This window comes from Bacillus sp. FSL E2-0195 (assembly GCF_038003645.1).
Classification (GTDB): domain Bacteria; phylum Bacillota; class Bacilli; order Bacillales; family Bacillaceae_G; genus Bacillus_A; species Bacillus_A mycoides.
In genome coordinates, this window is sequence record NZ_JBBOPN010000001.1 from 1464193 (window position 1) to 1478397 (window position 14205).

Sequence of the window (14205 nt, forward strand, 5' to 3'; positions counted from 1 at the left end):
GAGAGGATGTGATTTTATGACAAAAATCACAGTAATAGGAGCAGGTAGCTGGGGAACAGCGTTAGCGATGGTATTAGCTGACAATGGGCATGATGTACGTATTTGGGGAAACCGTCCTGAACTCATGAATGAAATTAATACGAAGCGTGAGAACAGTAGATATCTTCCAGGGATTACATTGCCAAGCACAATCGTAGCCTACTCTTCTTTAGAAGAAGCATTAGTAGATGTAAATACAGTACTGCTAGTAGTACCGACGAAAGCGTACCGAGACGTATTGCAAGAGATGAAAGAAATTGTTACAGAGCCAATTACTTGGATTCATGCAAGTAAAGGAATCGAACCAGGTACGTCAAAACGTATTTCGGAAGTGATTGAGGAAGAAATTCCAGAGAGCTTGATTAAGGATGTTGTTGTACTATCTGGGCCGAGTCACGCTGAAGAAGTTGGATTGCGTCAAGCGACAACTGTTACGTCTGCAGCAAAGCGTATGGAAGCGGCTGAGGGAGTACAAGATTTGTTTATGAATAGCTATTTCCGTGTATATACAAACCCAGATATCGTTGGAGTTGAACTTGGTGGTGCTTTAAAAAATATTATTGCACTAGCTGCGGGGATATCTGACGGGCTTGGATTAGGTGATAATGCGAAAGCGGCATTAATGACACGTGGTTTAACAGAGATTGCTCGTTTAGGAAGAAAAATGGGCGGAAATCCGTTAACGTTTGCTGGTCTAACTGGTATGGGAGACTTAATTGTAACTTGTACAAGTGTGCATAGCCGAAATTGGCGCGCTGGAAATATGCTTGGAAAAGGGCACTCTTTAGAAGAAGTGCTAGAAAGTATGGGTATGGTTGTAGAAGGTGTAAGAACAACGAAAGCTGCTCATGAATTGGCAGAGAAAATGGAAGTTGAAATGCCGATTACAGCTGCTTTATATGACGTGCTGTTCAATGGGAATAATGTGAAAGATGCAGTAGGCTCATTGATGGGACGTGTTCGAAAACATGAAGTTGAAGCGATACCTGATTTGTTATAAAGAAAGCGGTAGAAGTACATTTCGTACTTCTACCGTTTTTTATTTTTTATGGGTCTTTTCACCAATTTTTCATCTCTGCATAGGATGAAGAGTAACTTGAGGAGAGGGTGAAAAGAATGGATAACAACATTTTTAATAACATTGAAAAAGAAGCGAAAGTGAACAAAGAAGATATTTTTAAATTAGCGTCGTCTGTTCAAAATGCGAACTTACGTGATGAGACAGTGCTTCGCCAATTGATTCATCAAGTTGCTCTAATGGCAGGACGCGAAGTGCCAAAAGAGCAAGAGGATCAAATTGTAAAAGCGATTATTAACAATAATATGCCGGCGGATTTTGGTTCGTTAAGTAAAATGTTTAAAAAATAAATTATGAGAAACAAAGAGTTTAGAGAATGCATATGATATTTATGAAAGAATGGGAATAGAGCTGTTAAGGGCATATTTGGTCAACCGAAGCGCATCATTTCGTGCTTCGGTTTTATTATTTTAAATAAAAATCATCAATTCACGGAAAAATGATGATTTTTATTTGTTTAAAGATTTTAATTTGTTAAAATAGTATAAAAATAGATTGAAAGTAAAGGGGTGTATATATGTCGGAAGGGCTTATGAAAATGTGGTTTGCTTTAGGGGCAATTGGATTTATGTTTCTTGCAGTAAGTTTTATTTTATTGAGTAGGCATAAAATGAAGAATAAATTTTTGAAAGGGATTACAGCTTTAGTAGCGTACACCCTCATGATTGTATCGGGAATTGTTATTTTCCTTGTTGTATTTAGTGGCCCTATTGAGCAATAAAGGATGTGTATTCGGTAAATGTTACGAAAGCAACAGTCCATACTAGCATGAAAAGGTGATTGTCAGTGAAAAAAATCCATATTATTTTAATATTTTGTTGCATGAGCATTTTAACAGGGTGTATGTATCCAAGAGAAAATATGAAACAAAGTGCTATTCCTTATGAAGACCAGTTGCAAGTTGTACAAAAAGCCATTAATACATATAAGGAGCAAACGGATGGTTTATTACCAATTAAGACGCGTGATATGAGTACGCCGATTTATCAGAAGTATCCAATTGATTTTCAAAAAATTGCTCCAAGGTACATACAAGAGGCGCCAGGGAATGCGTATGAAAGTGGTGGGGTATATCAATATGTATTAATAGATGTTGAAAAAAATCCGACAGTAAAGTTAATTGATGTGAGAATGGCGGAACAAATTCAAGAAGTGGCATTGAAGCTAAGGATGTATCGTGATGAACATCAATATCCACCTTTTAAAAAAGTGATTACAGATGGTGTTTATGAATTAGACTTCAAAAAACTAGGATATAAAGATGTACCACAGGTGACAAGTCCGTACTCAGGAAAAGGTCTCCCTCTTGTAATTAATGAAAAAGGAGAATTGTTTGTTGATTATAGAATCGACTTATATGAAGCGTTGAAAAAAAATGAAGGACAGTTTAAAGAAGGTGAAGATATCCGGAGTATACTATCGAAGGATTCCCCGTTTGTTCCTGCATATTCTTTGCCGTACACAGTAAAAAATGGAGAACCAATTTTTTTAAAATCATAAGTCATGAACCTTTCTTTTAGTGAATAAGTTCTAGAAGAAAGGTTTTTTATGTTATACAACTTGCGATGCAAACAAAAGGTATTTTTAAATAGTCATATGAAATTGGACAAAATTATATGATATATTGTCCGAACTTCTAGAATACCATTATATTATATCAGATATTATAGGCAACATTAGAGAAGGTATTAGTTGACTATAAACGTGGAATTATTCCCAAAAATATTGAGGGAGGGAATCACTTGGAAAAGGTAGATATTTTTAAAGATATTGCGGAACGCACAGGCGGTGATATTTATTTTGGAGTTGTAGGAGCTGTTCGAACAGGGAAATCAACATTTATTAAAAAATTTATGGAACTTGTTGTTATTCCCAATATTGAAAATGAGTCAGACCGTCAAAGAGCGCAGGATGAACTGCCTCAAAGTGCTGCTGGTCGTACAATAATGACGACGGAACCGAAGTTTGTTCCAAACCAAGCGGTTTCTATCGAAGTAGATGAAGGTCTTGAAGTGAATATTCGATTAGTAGATTGTGTTGGATATACGGTTCCAGGAGCAAAAGGCTATGAAGATGAGAATGGTCCGCGCATGATTAATACTCCTTGGTATGAAGAGCCTATTCCATTCCATGAAGCTGCAGAAATCGGAACACGTAAAGTAATTCAAGAGCATTCAACAATTGGTGTCGTTATTACAACAGATGGAACAATTGGTGAAATTCCAAGAAGAGATTATATAGAGGCAGAAGAACGCGTTGTAAATGAGTTAAAAGAAGTAGGAAAGCCTTTCATTATGATTATCAATACTGTACAGCCATACCATCCAGATACGGAGCAGTTACGTCAAAATTTATCAGAAGAATATGATATCCCAGTAATTGCGATGAGTGTAGAGAGTTTAAGAGAAACAGATGTGTATAACGTACTGCGAGAAGCATTATTCGAGTTCCCGGTTTTAGAAGTGAATGTAAACCTTCCGAGCTGGGTAATGGTACTAAATGAAGGGCATTGGTTACGCCAAAGTTATCAGGAAGCGGTTCAAGAGACTGTAAAGGATATAAAACGTCTTCGTGATGTGGACCGTGTCGTTTGGCAGTTTAGTCAATATGAATTTATTGATCGAGCGAGTCTAGCTGGCATCGATATGGGGCAAGGTGTGGCAGAGATTGATTTATATGCGCCAGATGAATTGTATGATCAAATTTTAAAAGAAGTAGTAGGAGTAGAGATTCGAGGGAAAGATCATTTATTAAAGCTTATGCTCGATTTATCTCATGCGAAAACAGAATATGACCAAGTGGCGGATGCCTTGCGGATGGTAAAACAAACCGGATATGGAGTAGCAGCGCCTGCATTAGCTGATATGAGCTTAGATGAACCGGAAATTATTCGTCACGGCTCAAGGTTCGGTGTTAAATTAAAAGCGGTTGCGCCGTCTATTCATATGATTAAAGTGGATGTAGAATCAACATTTGAACCAATTATCGGTACTGAAAAACAAAGTGAAGAACTAGTTCGTTACTTGATGCAAGATTTTGAAGATGACCCGCTATCAATTTGGAATTCTGATATATTTGGGCGCTCTCTTAGCTCTATTGTTAGAGAAGGAATTCAAGCGAAGTTATCTCTAATGCCAGAAAACGCTCGTTATAAATTAAAAGAAACGCTAGAAAGAATTATTAATGAAGGATCTGGCGGATTAATTGCGATTATATTATAAGAAAAAAATCCCTCTAATTGCAGAGGGATTTTTTTCTTTTTGAGTACGTAATAGAAAAATAAACAGTCATTATCTAATATTTTGTTGTAAATTGTCAAGTTTCATCAGAATTTCACATTTTTAGAGTAACAATTTCCTTAAAAATATTGAATTATAAAGGAGAATCGTATAATATAGGCGTTGATAATGATTTATCTACATCTTTGTAGTATAGAATTTGTAAAAATTGCCTACAAATGAAAGTAAGACTCATTTTATGATCATTATACAGTCTTATCTTTGGGAGGAGGTGAATGGCATGAACAAGACAGATTTAATCAATGCTGTTGCAGAAGCAAGTTCCCTTTCTAAAAAGGACGCAACAAAAGCAGTGGACGCTGTTTTTGATTCTATCTTAGAAGCTTTAAAACAAGGTGATAAAGTACAACTAATCGGATTCGGTAACTTCGAAGTTCGTGAGCGTGCGGCTCGTAAAGGTCGTAACCCACAAACAGGTGAGGAGATTGAAATCGCTGCAAGTAAAGTACCTGCATTCAAACCTGGTAAAGCGTTAAAAGATGCGGTTAAATAATCCTTACATATTAACAGGGAAGAAGAGTTTCCTTTTTGGAAACTCTTCTTTTTGCTTTTAAAAACATAAATATGCTAGAATGTGTTCGTATCACTTTTAGGTTTTTCGGGAGGGCTAGCGGATGGCAAAAGTTAATTTAGAACAAATTGAACATGCAGTACGTCTTATTTTAGAGGCAATCGGAGATGACCCAAATCGCGAGGGAGTACTTGATACACCGAAACGTGTTGCGAAAATGTACGCAGAAGTATTCTCAGGAATGCATGAGGATCCGAAAGAGCATTTACACAAAGTATTCGGAGAAGACCACGAAGAGCTTGTGCTAGTAAAAGATATACCATTCTATTCGATGTGTGAGCATCATCTTGTTCCGTTTTATGGAGTTGCTCACGTTGCATATATTCCGCAAGGTGGAAAAGTAACGGGACTAAGTAAATTAGCTCGTACTGTAGACACAATTGCGCGTCGTCCGCAACTACAAGAACGTATTACATCAACAGTAGCTAACTCTATTATGGAAGTACTAGAGCCGCATGGTGTAATGGTAGTAGTAGAAGCAGAGCATATGTGTATGACGATGCGTGGTGTGAAAAAGCCTGGTGCGAAAACAGTAACGACTGCAGTGCGCGGCGTGTTAGAAAATGATGCAGCAGCACGTAGTGAAATTTTATCGTTTATTAAGACGAATTAAAGAAGAGCGGGAAACTGCTTTTCTTTTTTTTATATACAAAAAAATGATATAGTTTTAATGTTAAAGAGCAAGAATATAAAGGTTGAAAATTACTTCTGCCTTTTGTGTAAATGAATGTTTGTAGTTGTTAGAGACGAAGATAACTTGTATGAACAAAAGTTGAGGCTTTATTCGGTGGCAGTTTGGCAGAAGTAGCCAAGTTTTGATTATAGAAAATAGAATGTATGTGTTATAATAAATTTTATGAATTAGAAAACAAGGGTGATTTTTTGTGTGTGACATCTACGGAGGGTATGCGGGTATTAAAGAGAAATTGATGGAGAAATTACGCCATCCTTATTTTATAAACTATATTGAAGAACCATTTATTGATGAAGAAAAAATAGCGCTGTTATACGGTGCATTAAAAAGTGCAAATATACATAAAGAACAAATTGATCATTATGTCGTAACGATTATGCTTGTACAAATTGCTCTTGATACACATGAAAAAGTATCAAATAAAGCAAACGAAGAGACGAGTGGATTCCATAAGCGTCGTCAATTGACAGTTCTTGCAGGGGATTATTATAGTGGTCTATACTATTACTTATTGTCAATGAATTGTGATATTATCTTAATTCGTGCACTTGCTGAAGGAATTAAGGAGATTAATGAACATAAAATTATGCTGTATCAAAAAGCACATGTGACGATTCAAGACATAATGGAAAGTGTAGTAATAATTGAATCTGCGCTTTTGCAAAAAACATGTGATCATTTTCAGTTATCTAATTGGAAACCATATATAACTTATGTGTTAGGAAAAAATCGTCTTCAAAAAGAGTGTCAATTGTATGCTGATAAACAAAATTCACCTGTTTTTCAAGCAGTCCAAAAAATCTCATTGGATGATGATAAAAATTTGGAAACAGTTATTAATGAATGGCTTATGGAAATGAGAAAGCAAGAAGAAAATTTTTTAGAGAATCATACAGAAGTTAATGAGATAATTTCTATGTTAAGAGATAAATCAAGGACATAAGCAACTTTACATTGGAAGAAGGTACGAGCATGCAACAATCAAAAGAAGAAAGAGTACATGACGTATTTGAGAAAATTTCTGATAAATACGATGTGATGAATTCTGTAATTAGTTTTCAAAGGCATAAGGCATGGCGCAAAGAAACGATGCGAATTATGGATGTGAAACCCGGGAGTAAGGCACTTGACGTATGCTGCGGGACGGCAGATTGGACAATTGCACTAGCGGGAGCTGTAGGTGAAGATGGGAAGGTTTACGGTTTAGACTTTAGCGAAAATATGCTAGCTGTCGGTAAACAAAAGGTAGAAGCTTTAGAATTAAAGCAAGTAGAACTTATGCATGGAAATGCAATGGAACTTCCTTATGAAGATAATACGTTTGATTATGTAACGATTGGTTTTGGGTTACGTAACGTTCCGGATTACATGCAAGTATTAAAAGAAATGACGCGTGTAGTAAAGCCTGGTGGAAAAGTAATTTGCCTGGAAACATCTCAACCAACGATGATAGGTTTTCGTCAAGGATATGTCTTATACTTTAAATATATCATGCCGTTATTTGGAAAGATGTTTGCGAAAAGTTATAAAGAATATTCATGGCTTCAGGAATCTGCTAGTACATTCCCAGGGATGAAAGAGTTAGCACGTATGTTTGAAGAAGCTGGGCTTAAGAATGTGCAAGTGAAACCATTTACTTTTGGTGTAGCAGCTATGCATTTAGGTATTAAACCAGAATCAAAATAGAAAATAGAAAATAGAAAAAAGACGTTTTAGGTTAAGGTGAACAATATGAAGTTACAACTTATGTACTCTTTTTTACGATCGGATATTAATGTTATAGAAAAAGAATTGAAGAAGACAGTTGCTTCTGAGCAGCCGTTAGTAGAAGAAGCGGCATTACAGCTTATTGAAGCAGGTGGGAAGCGGATTCGCCCTGTTTTTGTTTTGCTTGCAGGGAAATTTGGGGATTATAAGTTAGATGCAATTAAGCATGTTGCGGTTGCATTAGAACTAATTCATATGGCTTCGCTTGTTCACGATGATGTCATTGATGCTGCGTTTTTACGACGCGGTAGCGCAACAGTGAATGCGAAATGGGGAGATCGTATTGCAATGTATACAGGAGACTACTTGTTTGCGAAGTCTCTTGAATGTATAACAAATATAGAAATTCCAGATGCACATCAAGCGTTGTCTCATACAATTTTAGAAGTTTGTAAAGGTGAAATCGAACAAATTAAAGATAAGTATAACTATGATCAAAATTTAAGAACGTATTTAAGAAGGATAAAACGAAAAACAGCATTGTTAATCGCCGCAAGTTGTCAGTTGGGAGCGATTGCTGCTGGTGCTAATCGTGATACTGTAAATCGTCTATTTTGGTACGGATATTTTGTTGGTATGTCTTATCAAATTATTGATGATATTTTAGATTTCGTATCGACAGAAGAGAAGCTTGGAAAGCCTGCTGGTGGTGATTTATTACAAGGTAACATTACATTACCTGTTTTGTATGCCATGGAAGATCCAGTTCTTCGTCAAAAAATTACATCTGTGCATGAAAATACAACAGCAAGTGAAATGAAAGAAATTATTGATGATATTAAAGCGAGCGAAGCTATTGATAAAGCATTTTCGTTTAGTGAACGTTATTTACATAAAGCATTAGAAATAATAAAACCACTCCCTCGTGGACAGGCGAAGTATGCGTTGCAAAATGTCGCAAAGTATATTGGAAAACGAAAATTTTAGTGTTTTGTCTAAAAAATAAAATAATCTCTCTATTTCAAAACTATTGCGCAATTGTGATAAGGGTGTTAATATGTGTGTGGGGATATACAATTACATACATAATTCAGAAGTGGAGAGATTTTTTATGGAAAAAACATTTCTAATGGTAAAACCAGACGGTGTACAACGTGCCTTCATTGGGGAAATTGTAGCTCGTTTTGAGAAAAAGGGCTTTCAATTAGTTGGTGCAAAATTAATGCAAGTTACTCCGGAAATTGCTGAACAACACTACGGTGAGCATAAAGAAAGACCTTTCTTTGGTGAATTAGTAGACTTTATTACATCTGGTCCTGTATTCGCAATGGTATGGCAAGGTGAAGGTGTAGTAGATACAGCACGCAATATGATGGGTAAAACACGACCACATGAAGCTGCTCCTGGAACAATTCGTGGAGATTTCGGTGTAACTGTTGCGAAAAACATTATCCACGGTTCGGATTCTTTAGAAAGTGCAGAACGCGAGATTGCTATTTTCTTTAAGGAAGAAGAATTAGTAGACTACTCAAAATTAATGAATCAATGGATTTACTAATTATTTTGAAATAATTTGTAAACGCTTTAATAACTGTGATAATAGTAAAAAGTGTGAGAAGAATAGGGGTATTCTTCTTGCACTTTTTTTATTTCGATCAGTTACGAAGTTAGGGCTGTTATGATATATTGGTATGTAAAGTAAAAGGTCTACTATTATGAAAATAATCGAACAATTACAAGTAGGGAAAGCAAACATTCGATTTACTATATAATTTCTTTGTATTTTAAAGAGTGATGGAAGATAATATAGCTGCTTTATGTAGCGGGATAAATACATATGCGAAAAGAGGAATAACGTATGCGATATATTACAGCTGGTGAATCCCACGGTCCGCAACTTACGACAATTTTAGAAGGTGTTCCGGCAGGGGTATCTTTAGTAGCGAATGATATAAATGAAGAATTAGCTAGAAGACAAAAAGGATATGGACGCGGTAGACGCATGCAAATTGAGAAAGACCAAGTGCAAATTGTAAGTGGTGTTAGGCATGGGAAGACGATGGGGTCACCGATTGCACTTGTTGTTGAAAATCGTGATTTTACACATTGGACAAAGGTTATGGGTGCAGAGCCGTTAACTGAGCAGGAAGAGAAAGAAATGAAAAGGCAAGTTACGAAACCTAGACCTGGACACGCAGATTTAAATGGTGCGATTAAATATGGTCATAGAGATATGAGGAATGTATTAGAGCGTTCTTCAGCACGTGAAACGACAGTTCGTGTTGCAGCTGGTGCAGTTGCAAAAAAAATATTAGCGGAATTAGGTATACAAGTAGCGGGACATGTTATCGAGATTGGTGGTGTACAGGCAGCGAATATTAAATATAACTCTATTGTGGAATTACAAAGTACTACAGAAGCATCTCCTGTACGTTGTTTAGATGAAGAGGCCGGTAAAAAGATGATGCAAGCAATTGATGATGCGAAGGCAAATGGTGATTCTATCGGTGGTATTGTTGAAGTAGTTGTAGAAGGAATGCCAATTGGAGTAGGTAGCTATGTACATTATGATAGAAAATTAGATGCAAAATTAGCAGCGGCAATTATGAGTATTAACGCTTTTAAAGGTGTTGAAATTGGAATTGGTTTTGAAGCAGCACATAGACCTGGAAGTGAAGTGCATGATGAAATCCTTTGGGATGAAGTGCAAGGGTACAGAAGACAAACGAACAATGCAGGTGGATTAGAAGGTGGCATGACAACTGGTATGCCGGTTGTTGTGCGCGGTGTTATGAAACCGATACCGACATTATATAAACCGCTCCAAAGTGTTGATATTGATACGAAAGAACCTTTTACAGCGAGTATTGAACGTTCAGATAGTTGTGCAGTGCCAGCAGCTAGCGTTGTGGCTGAAGCTGTTGTGGCTTGGGAGCTCGCAACAGCTTTAATTGAACAATTTGGTTTAGATCGTATCGATCTTATACGTGAAAATATTGAGAAACATAATGAATATGCGAGGGGATTTTAATGGAGAACATACATATTCAAACGAAATCAAAAGAATATGATGTACATGTTGGAAGGGAGGCGTTGTCACACTTAACAACGCTTATTCAAAAAATGAATCCTGCAGTATCTAACATAATGATCATTTCTGATGAAGCTGTTGCATCACTGCATTTACAGACAGTTGTTGATGCATTGCAAGTAGAGCAAAAAGTATCTTCGTTTGTTGTACCGAGTGGCGAAAAAGAGAAGTCTTTTGAAAATTTCTATGAGGCTCACACTTCGGCTCTTGAAAATAAATTAGATAGAAATTCTTTAATCATCGCACTTGGAGGCGGAATGATTGGAGATTTGGCTGGATTTGTTGCCGCGTCGTTTATGCGTGGTATTCGCTTTGTCCAAGTTCCAACGACTTTATTAGCTCACGATAGCGCAGTAGGCGGGAAAGTAGCAATTAACCATCCACTAGGAAAAAATATGATTGGAGCGTTTCATCAGCCAGAAGCTGTTGTATATCATACGCCATTTTTACATTCACTTCCTGAAAAAGAGTGGCGATCAGGTTATGCAGAAGTGATAAAGCATGCTCTTATTGGTGATGTAGAGCTATATCATTGGTTAAAAGAAGAAGTGCAAACGTTAACGGATCTTCGTGATGAAAAGTTAATTCATATATTAACGAAGGCGATTCCTGTAAAAGCGAATATTGTGTCGCAAGATGAAACAGAAAAAGGTGTACGTGCCCATTTGAATTTTGGGCATACGTTAGGACATGCTCTTGAAAAAGAGTTAGGATATGGGAATATTACTCACGGTGATGGAGTAGCGGTTGGCATGCTATTTGCTATGTTTTTAAGTGAGCAAGTGTACAAAGTTGATCTTTCTTATGAAGAAATGAAGCAGTGGTTCTTGAAATACGGTTATCCAAAAATTCCAAGTGGCTTGAATGTAGAACGTCTCGTTCAGTTGATGAAACAAGATAAAAAAGCAAATGCTGGAACAATTCATATGGTGCTTATGCAGGAATATGGGGGAGTGAATGTCGTATCTATTTCAGATGAGACTGTTCATATTGCGTTAGAAGCATTTCAAAAGGATATGGTGTAAAAAGTCATAGAACAGGTATGAAATGCATATTTAAAGGTATTCTCGTAATGGTGACGGTTATGATTAAAGATGACAGTAAGACATTATAAATCATATCAATGACTGGGGGAAGAAAAGTGAGAGTAAAAGAGCAATTGTTAACTTTGAGAGCATATGTACCTGGGAAAAATATTGAGGAAGTAAAAAGAGAATACGGATTGTCAAAAATTGTAAAACTAGCATCGAATGAAAATCCGTTTGGCTGCTCTGCGCGTGTGACAGAAGCATTAACTTCGTTAGTTAATCAATATGCACTCTATCCGGACGGGGCGGCATTTGAGCTTCGTGAGAAAGTAGCAGAGCATTTAGGTGTAAAAGCGGAACAACTTTTATTTGGTAGTGGGCTAGATGAAGTCATTCAAATGATTAGTCGTGCTTTGCTACATAATGGAACAAATGTTGTAATGGCGAACCCTACGTTCTCGCAATACCATCACCATGCTGTTATTGAAGGAGCAGAAGTTCGTGAAGTACCACTTAAAGATGGCATTCACGATTTAGATGCAATGTTACAACAAGTAGATGAGAAAACGAAGATTGTATGGGTTTGTAATCCGAATAATCCGACAGGTACATATGTAGAAAAACAAAAATTACTTTCATTTTTAGAATCAGTTCCAAAGTCAGCGCTCGTTATTATGGACGAAGCATATTATGAATATGCTGGGGCAGAAGATTATCCGCAAACATTACCTCTTCTTGAAAAGTACGAAAATCTTATGGTGCTACGCACATTCTCAAAAGCATATGGATTAGCTGCTTTTCGTATTGGATATGCGATTGGTGATGCAAAGCTTATTGGGCAGCTAGAGGTAGCAAGACTACCATTTAACACATCAACTATCGCCCAAGCGGTAGCATTAGCGGCAATAGAGGATCAACAGTTTTTACAAGAGTGTGTGAAGAAAAATGCCGGAGGATTAAATCAATATTATGCATTTTGTAAGGAATATAACGTATTCTACTATCCATCTCAAACGAATTTCATTTTCTTGAAACTTGGTATACCTGGTAATGAAGCTTTCGAACGATTAATGAAAAAAGGATATATCGTTCGTTCTGGTGCAGCATTTGGTATGCATGATGGTATTCGTATTACTGTTGGATTAAAAGAAGAAAATGATGAGATTATTGAATTACTTACGGAACTTGTAAAAGAACAAGTGAAGAAAGAAGAAACATATTCTTAAGAAATGGTGGAGGCTCCTGTTACAGGAGCCTTTTTCATTTGAACTGCAATAAGGGGAGTTGTTTGCACGTTCAAGAAAGAAAACGTTACAATAGAAGTAGACGTATAAGAAGAACTATTGTACATATAACTTATTTAAAATGTGAGGAGGATACAGTTTGAAACTAGTAGGACGAAAAAATAGTTTGAGTGGGAAAATTGTTGTTCCAGGAGATAAATCTATTTCGCATCGCTCTGTTATGTTTGGAGCGATAGCGGAAGGGACGACGAAAGTATCAAATTTTTTATTAGGAGAAGATTGTTTAAGTACAATTGCATGTTTTCAAAAACTAGGTGTCCAGATTGAACAGTTTGGTAACGATGTCACGATTTACGGTAAAGGATTACATAATTTACAAGAACCGAAAGAAGTATTAGATGTGGGGAATTCAGGGACGACTATTCGTCTTATGCTTGGGATTTTAGCAAATACGCCGTTCCATAGTACGATAATTGGTGATGCATCAATTGGAAAACGTCCTATGAAACGTGTTACAGACCCGCTTAGTCAGATGAATGCTCAAATTGATGGTAGAGAAAACGGACAATATACACCTTTATCTATTCGCGGTGGTAAGGTAAAAGGTATGCATTACCATTCACCAGTAGCAAGCGCACAAGTGAAGTCAGCAGTTTTACTTGCGGGTTTGCAAGGGGAAGGGATTACTACGGTAACAGAGCCTATGCAATCTCGTGATCATACGGAAAGAATGTTGCGTGCATTCGGTTGTACCGTAGATGTTAATGGACGGACTGTTTCATTACAAGGTGGACAACAACTTAAAGGTGCAGACATAGAAGTTCCAGGGGATATTTCTTCGGCGGCATTTTTCTTAGTAGCTGGTGCAATTGTCCAAAATAGTAAGCTTGTATTGGAAAATGTTGGTTTAAATCCGACGAGAACAGGGGTTTTAGATGTATTAACAAAGATGGGTGCACTTATTTCTATCGATCATATTAGAAATGAAGAGTTTGAACCGTGCGGGGATATTACGATTGAAACATCTAAACTAAAAGGAATAGAAATTGGTGGAACTCTTATTCCAAGATTAATTGATGAAATTCCTGTAATTGCTTTATTAGCAACGCAGGCAGAAGGAATTACTGTTATTAAAAACGCTGAGGAGTTAAAAGTAAAAGAAACAAATCGTATCGATACGGTTGTAGATGAATTAGGCAAATTAGGTGCGAAGATTGAAGCTACACCAGATGGTATGATTATATATGGTAAACAAAGTTTAAAAGGAAATACTGTTAATAGTCACGGCGATCATCGTATTGGGATGATGCTTGCAATCGCATCGTGTATTATAGATGGAGAAGTGAAAATAGAGAATAGTGATGCGGTCGCTGTATCGTATCCGGAATTTTTCGAACAATTAGCTGCGCTATGAGAGAAAGTATAGGAAGAGGTAGTTCACTCAAAAGGTTGCG

At 36.8% G+C, this 14205-nt stretch carries 15 protein-coding genes; all 15 read left to right on the forward strand.

All coding sequences use genetic code 11. The features are described 5' to 3' along the window. Positions 1-16 precede the first annotated feature (16 nt). Positions 17-1039: an NAD(P)H-dependent glycerol-3-phosphate dehydrogenase gene (locus tag MHH59_RS07580; RefSeq protein ID WP_002011813.1), complete on the forward strand. Its 1023-nt coding sequence runs from the start codon at positions 17-19 to the stop codon at positions 1037-1039. Positions 1040-1155: 116 nt separating this feature from the next. Next, on the forward strand, positions 1156-1407 hold the full coding sequence (locus tag MHH59_RS07585) for a stage VI sporulation protein F (RefSeq protein WP_000369753.1): 252 nt from the start codon (positions 1156-1158) through the stop codon (positions 1405-1407). A 227-nt stretch (positions 1408-1634) separates the two neighbouring features. Continuing rightward, entirely contained in the window at positions 1635-1838 is a 204-nt protein-coding gene (locus MHH59_RS07590; RefSeq protein ID WP_002011815.1) for a DUF2768 domain-containing protein, read from the forward strand. A gap of 65 nt (positions 1839-1903) precedes the next feature. Further along, on the forward strand, positions 1904-2617 hold the full coding sequence (locus MHH59_RS07595) for a hypothetical protein (RefSeq protein WP_002126422.1): 714 nt from the start codon (positions 1904-1906) through the stop codon (positions 2615-2617). 242 nt (positions 2618-2859) lie between these two features. Then, the gene (spoIVA, locus tag MHH59_RS07600) at positions 2860-4338 is read left to right on the forward strand and encodes a stage IV sporulation protein A (RefSeq protein WP_340851019.1); all 1479 of its coding nucleotides are present in this window, start codon (positions 2860-2862) and stop codon (positions 4336-4338) included. Between the two features lie 298 nt (positions 4339-4636). Then, the gene (locus tag MHH59_RS07605; RefSeq protein WP_001043860.1) at positions 4637-4909 is read left to right on the forward strand and encodes an HU family DNA-binding protein; all 273 of its coding nucleotides are present in this window, start codon (positions 4637-4639) and stop codon (positions 4907-4909) included. Between the two features lie 121 nt (positions 4910-5030). Further along, positions 5031-5600, forward strand: coding sequence for a GTP cyclohydrolase I FolE (gene folE / locus MHH59_RS07610; protein WP_002011819.1), 570 nt, complete (start codon positions 5031-5033; stop codon positions 5598-5600). A 271-nt stretch (positions 5601-5871) separates the two neighbouring features. Beyond that, positions 5872-6624 (forward strand): heptaprenyl diphosphate synthase component 1, encoded by a 753-nt coding sequence (locus tag MHH59_RS07615; RefSeq protein WP_002030763.1) that lies wholly within the window; start codon positions 5872-5874, stop codon positions 6622-6624. Between the two features lie 29 nt (positions 6625-6653). Then, positions 6654-7367: a 2-heptaprenyl-1,4-naphthoquinone methyltransferase gene (gene menG, locus MHH59_RS07620; protein ID WP_002086620.1), complete on the forward strand. Its 714-nt coding sequence runs from the start codon at positions 6654-6656 to the stop codon at positions 7365-7367. Between the two features lie 45 nt (positions 7368-7412). Next, complete coding sequence (gene hepT, locus MHH59_RS07625; RefSeq protein WP_002011823.1) at positions 7413-8375, forward strand: heptaprenyl diphosphate synthase component II; 963 nt, start codon at positions 7413-7415, stop codon at positions 8373-8375. A gap of 124 nt (positions 8376-8499) precedes the next feature. Continuing rightward, positions 8500-8946 carry a nucleoside-diphosphate kinase gene (ndk, locus tag MHH59_RS07630; protein ID WP_000415879.1) on the forward strand — a complete coding sequence of 149 codons (447 nt, stop codon included), beginning with the start codon at positions 8500-8502 and terminating at the stop codon, positions 8944-8946. A 300-nt stretch (positions 8947-9246) separates the two neighbouring features. After that, complete coding sequence (gene aroC, locus MHH59_RS07635) at positions 9247-10419, forward strand: chorismate synthase (protein ID WP_002126430.1); 1173 nt, start codon at positions 9247-9249, stop codon at positions 10417-10419. Then, on the forward strand, positions 10419-11504 hold the full coding sequence (aroB, locus tag MHH59_RS07640) for a 3-dehydroquinate synthase (RefSeq protein WP_340851020.1): 1086 nt from the start codon (positions 10419-10421) through the stop codon (positions 11502-11504). Before aroC ends, aroB begins: the two co-directional genes overlap by 1 nt. A 116-nt stretch (positions 11505-11620) precedes the next feature. Continuing rightward, positions 11621-12733: a histidinol-phosphate transaminase gene (gene hisC, locus MHH59_RS07645; RefSeq protein ID WP_002126434.1), complete on the forward strand. Its 1113-nt coding sequence runs from the start codon at positions 11621-11623 to the stop codon at positions 12731-12733. 157 nt (positions 12734-12890) lie between these two features. Continuing rightward, positions 12891-14165, forward strand: a complete 1275-nt coding sequence (gene aroA, locus MHH59_RS07650; RefSeq protein WP_340851023.1) for a 3-phosphoshikimate 1-carboxyvinyltransferase — start codon at positions 12891-12893, stop codon at positions 14163-14165. Positions 14166-14205: the final 40 nt, after the last annotated feature.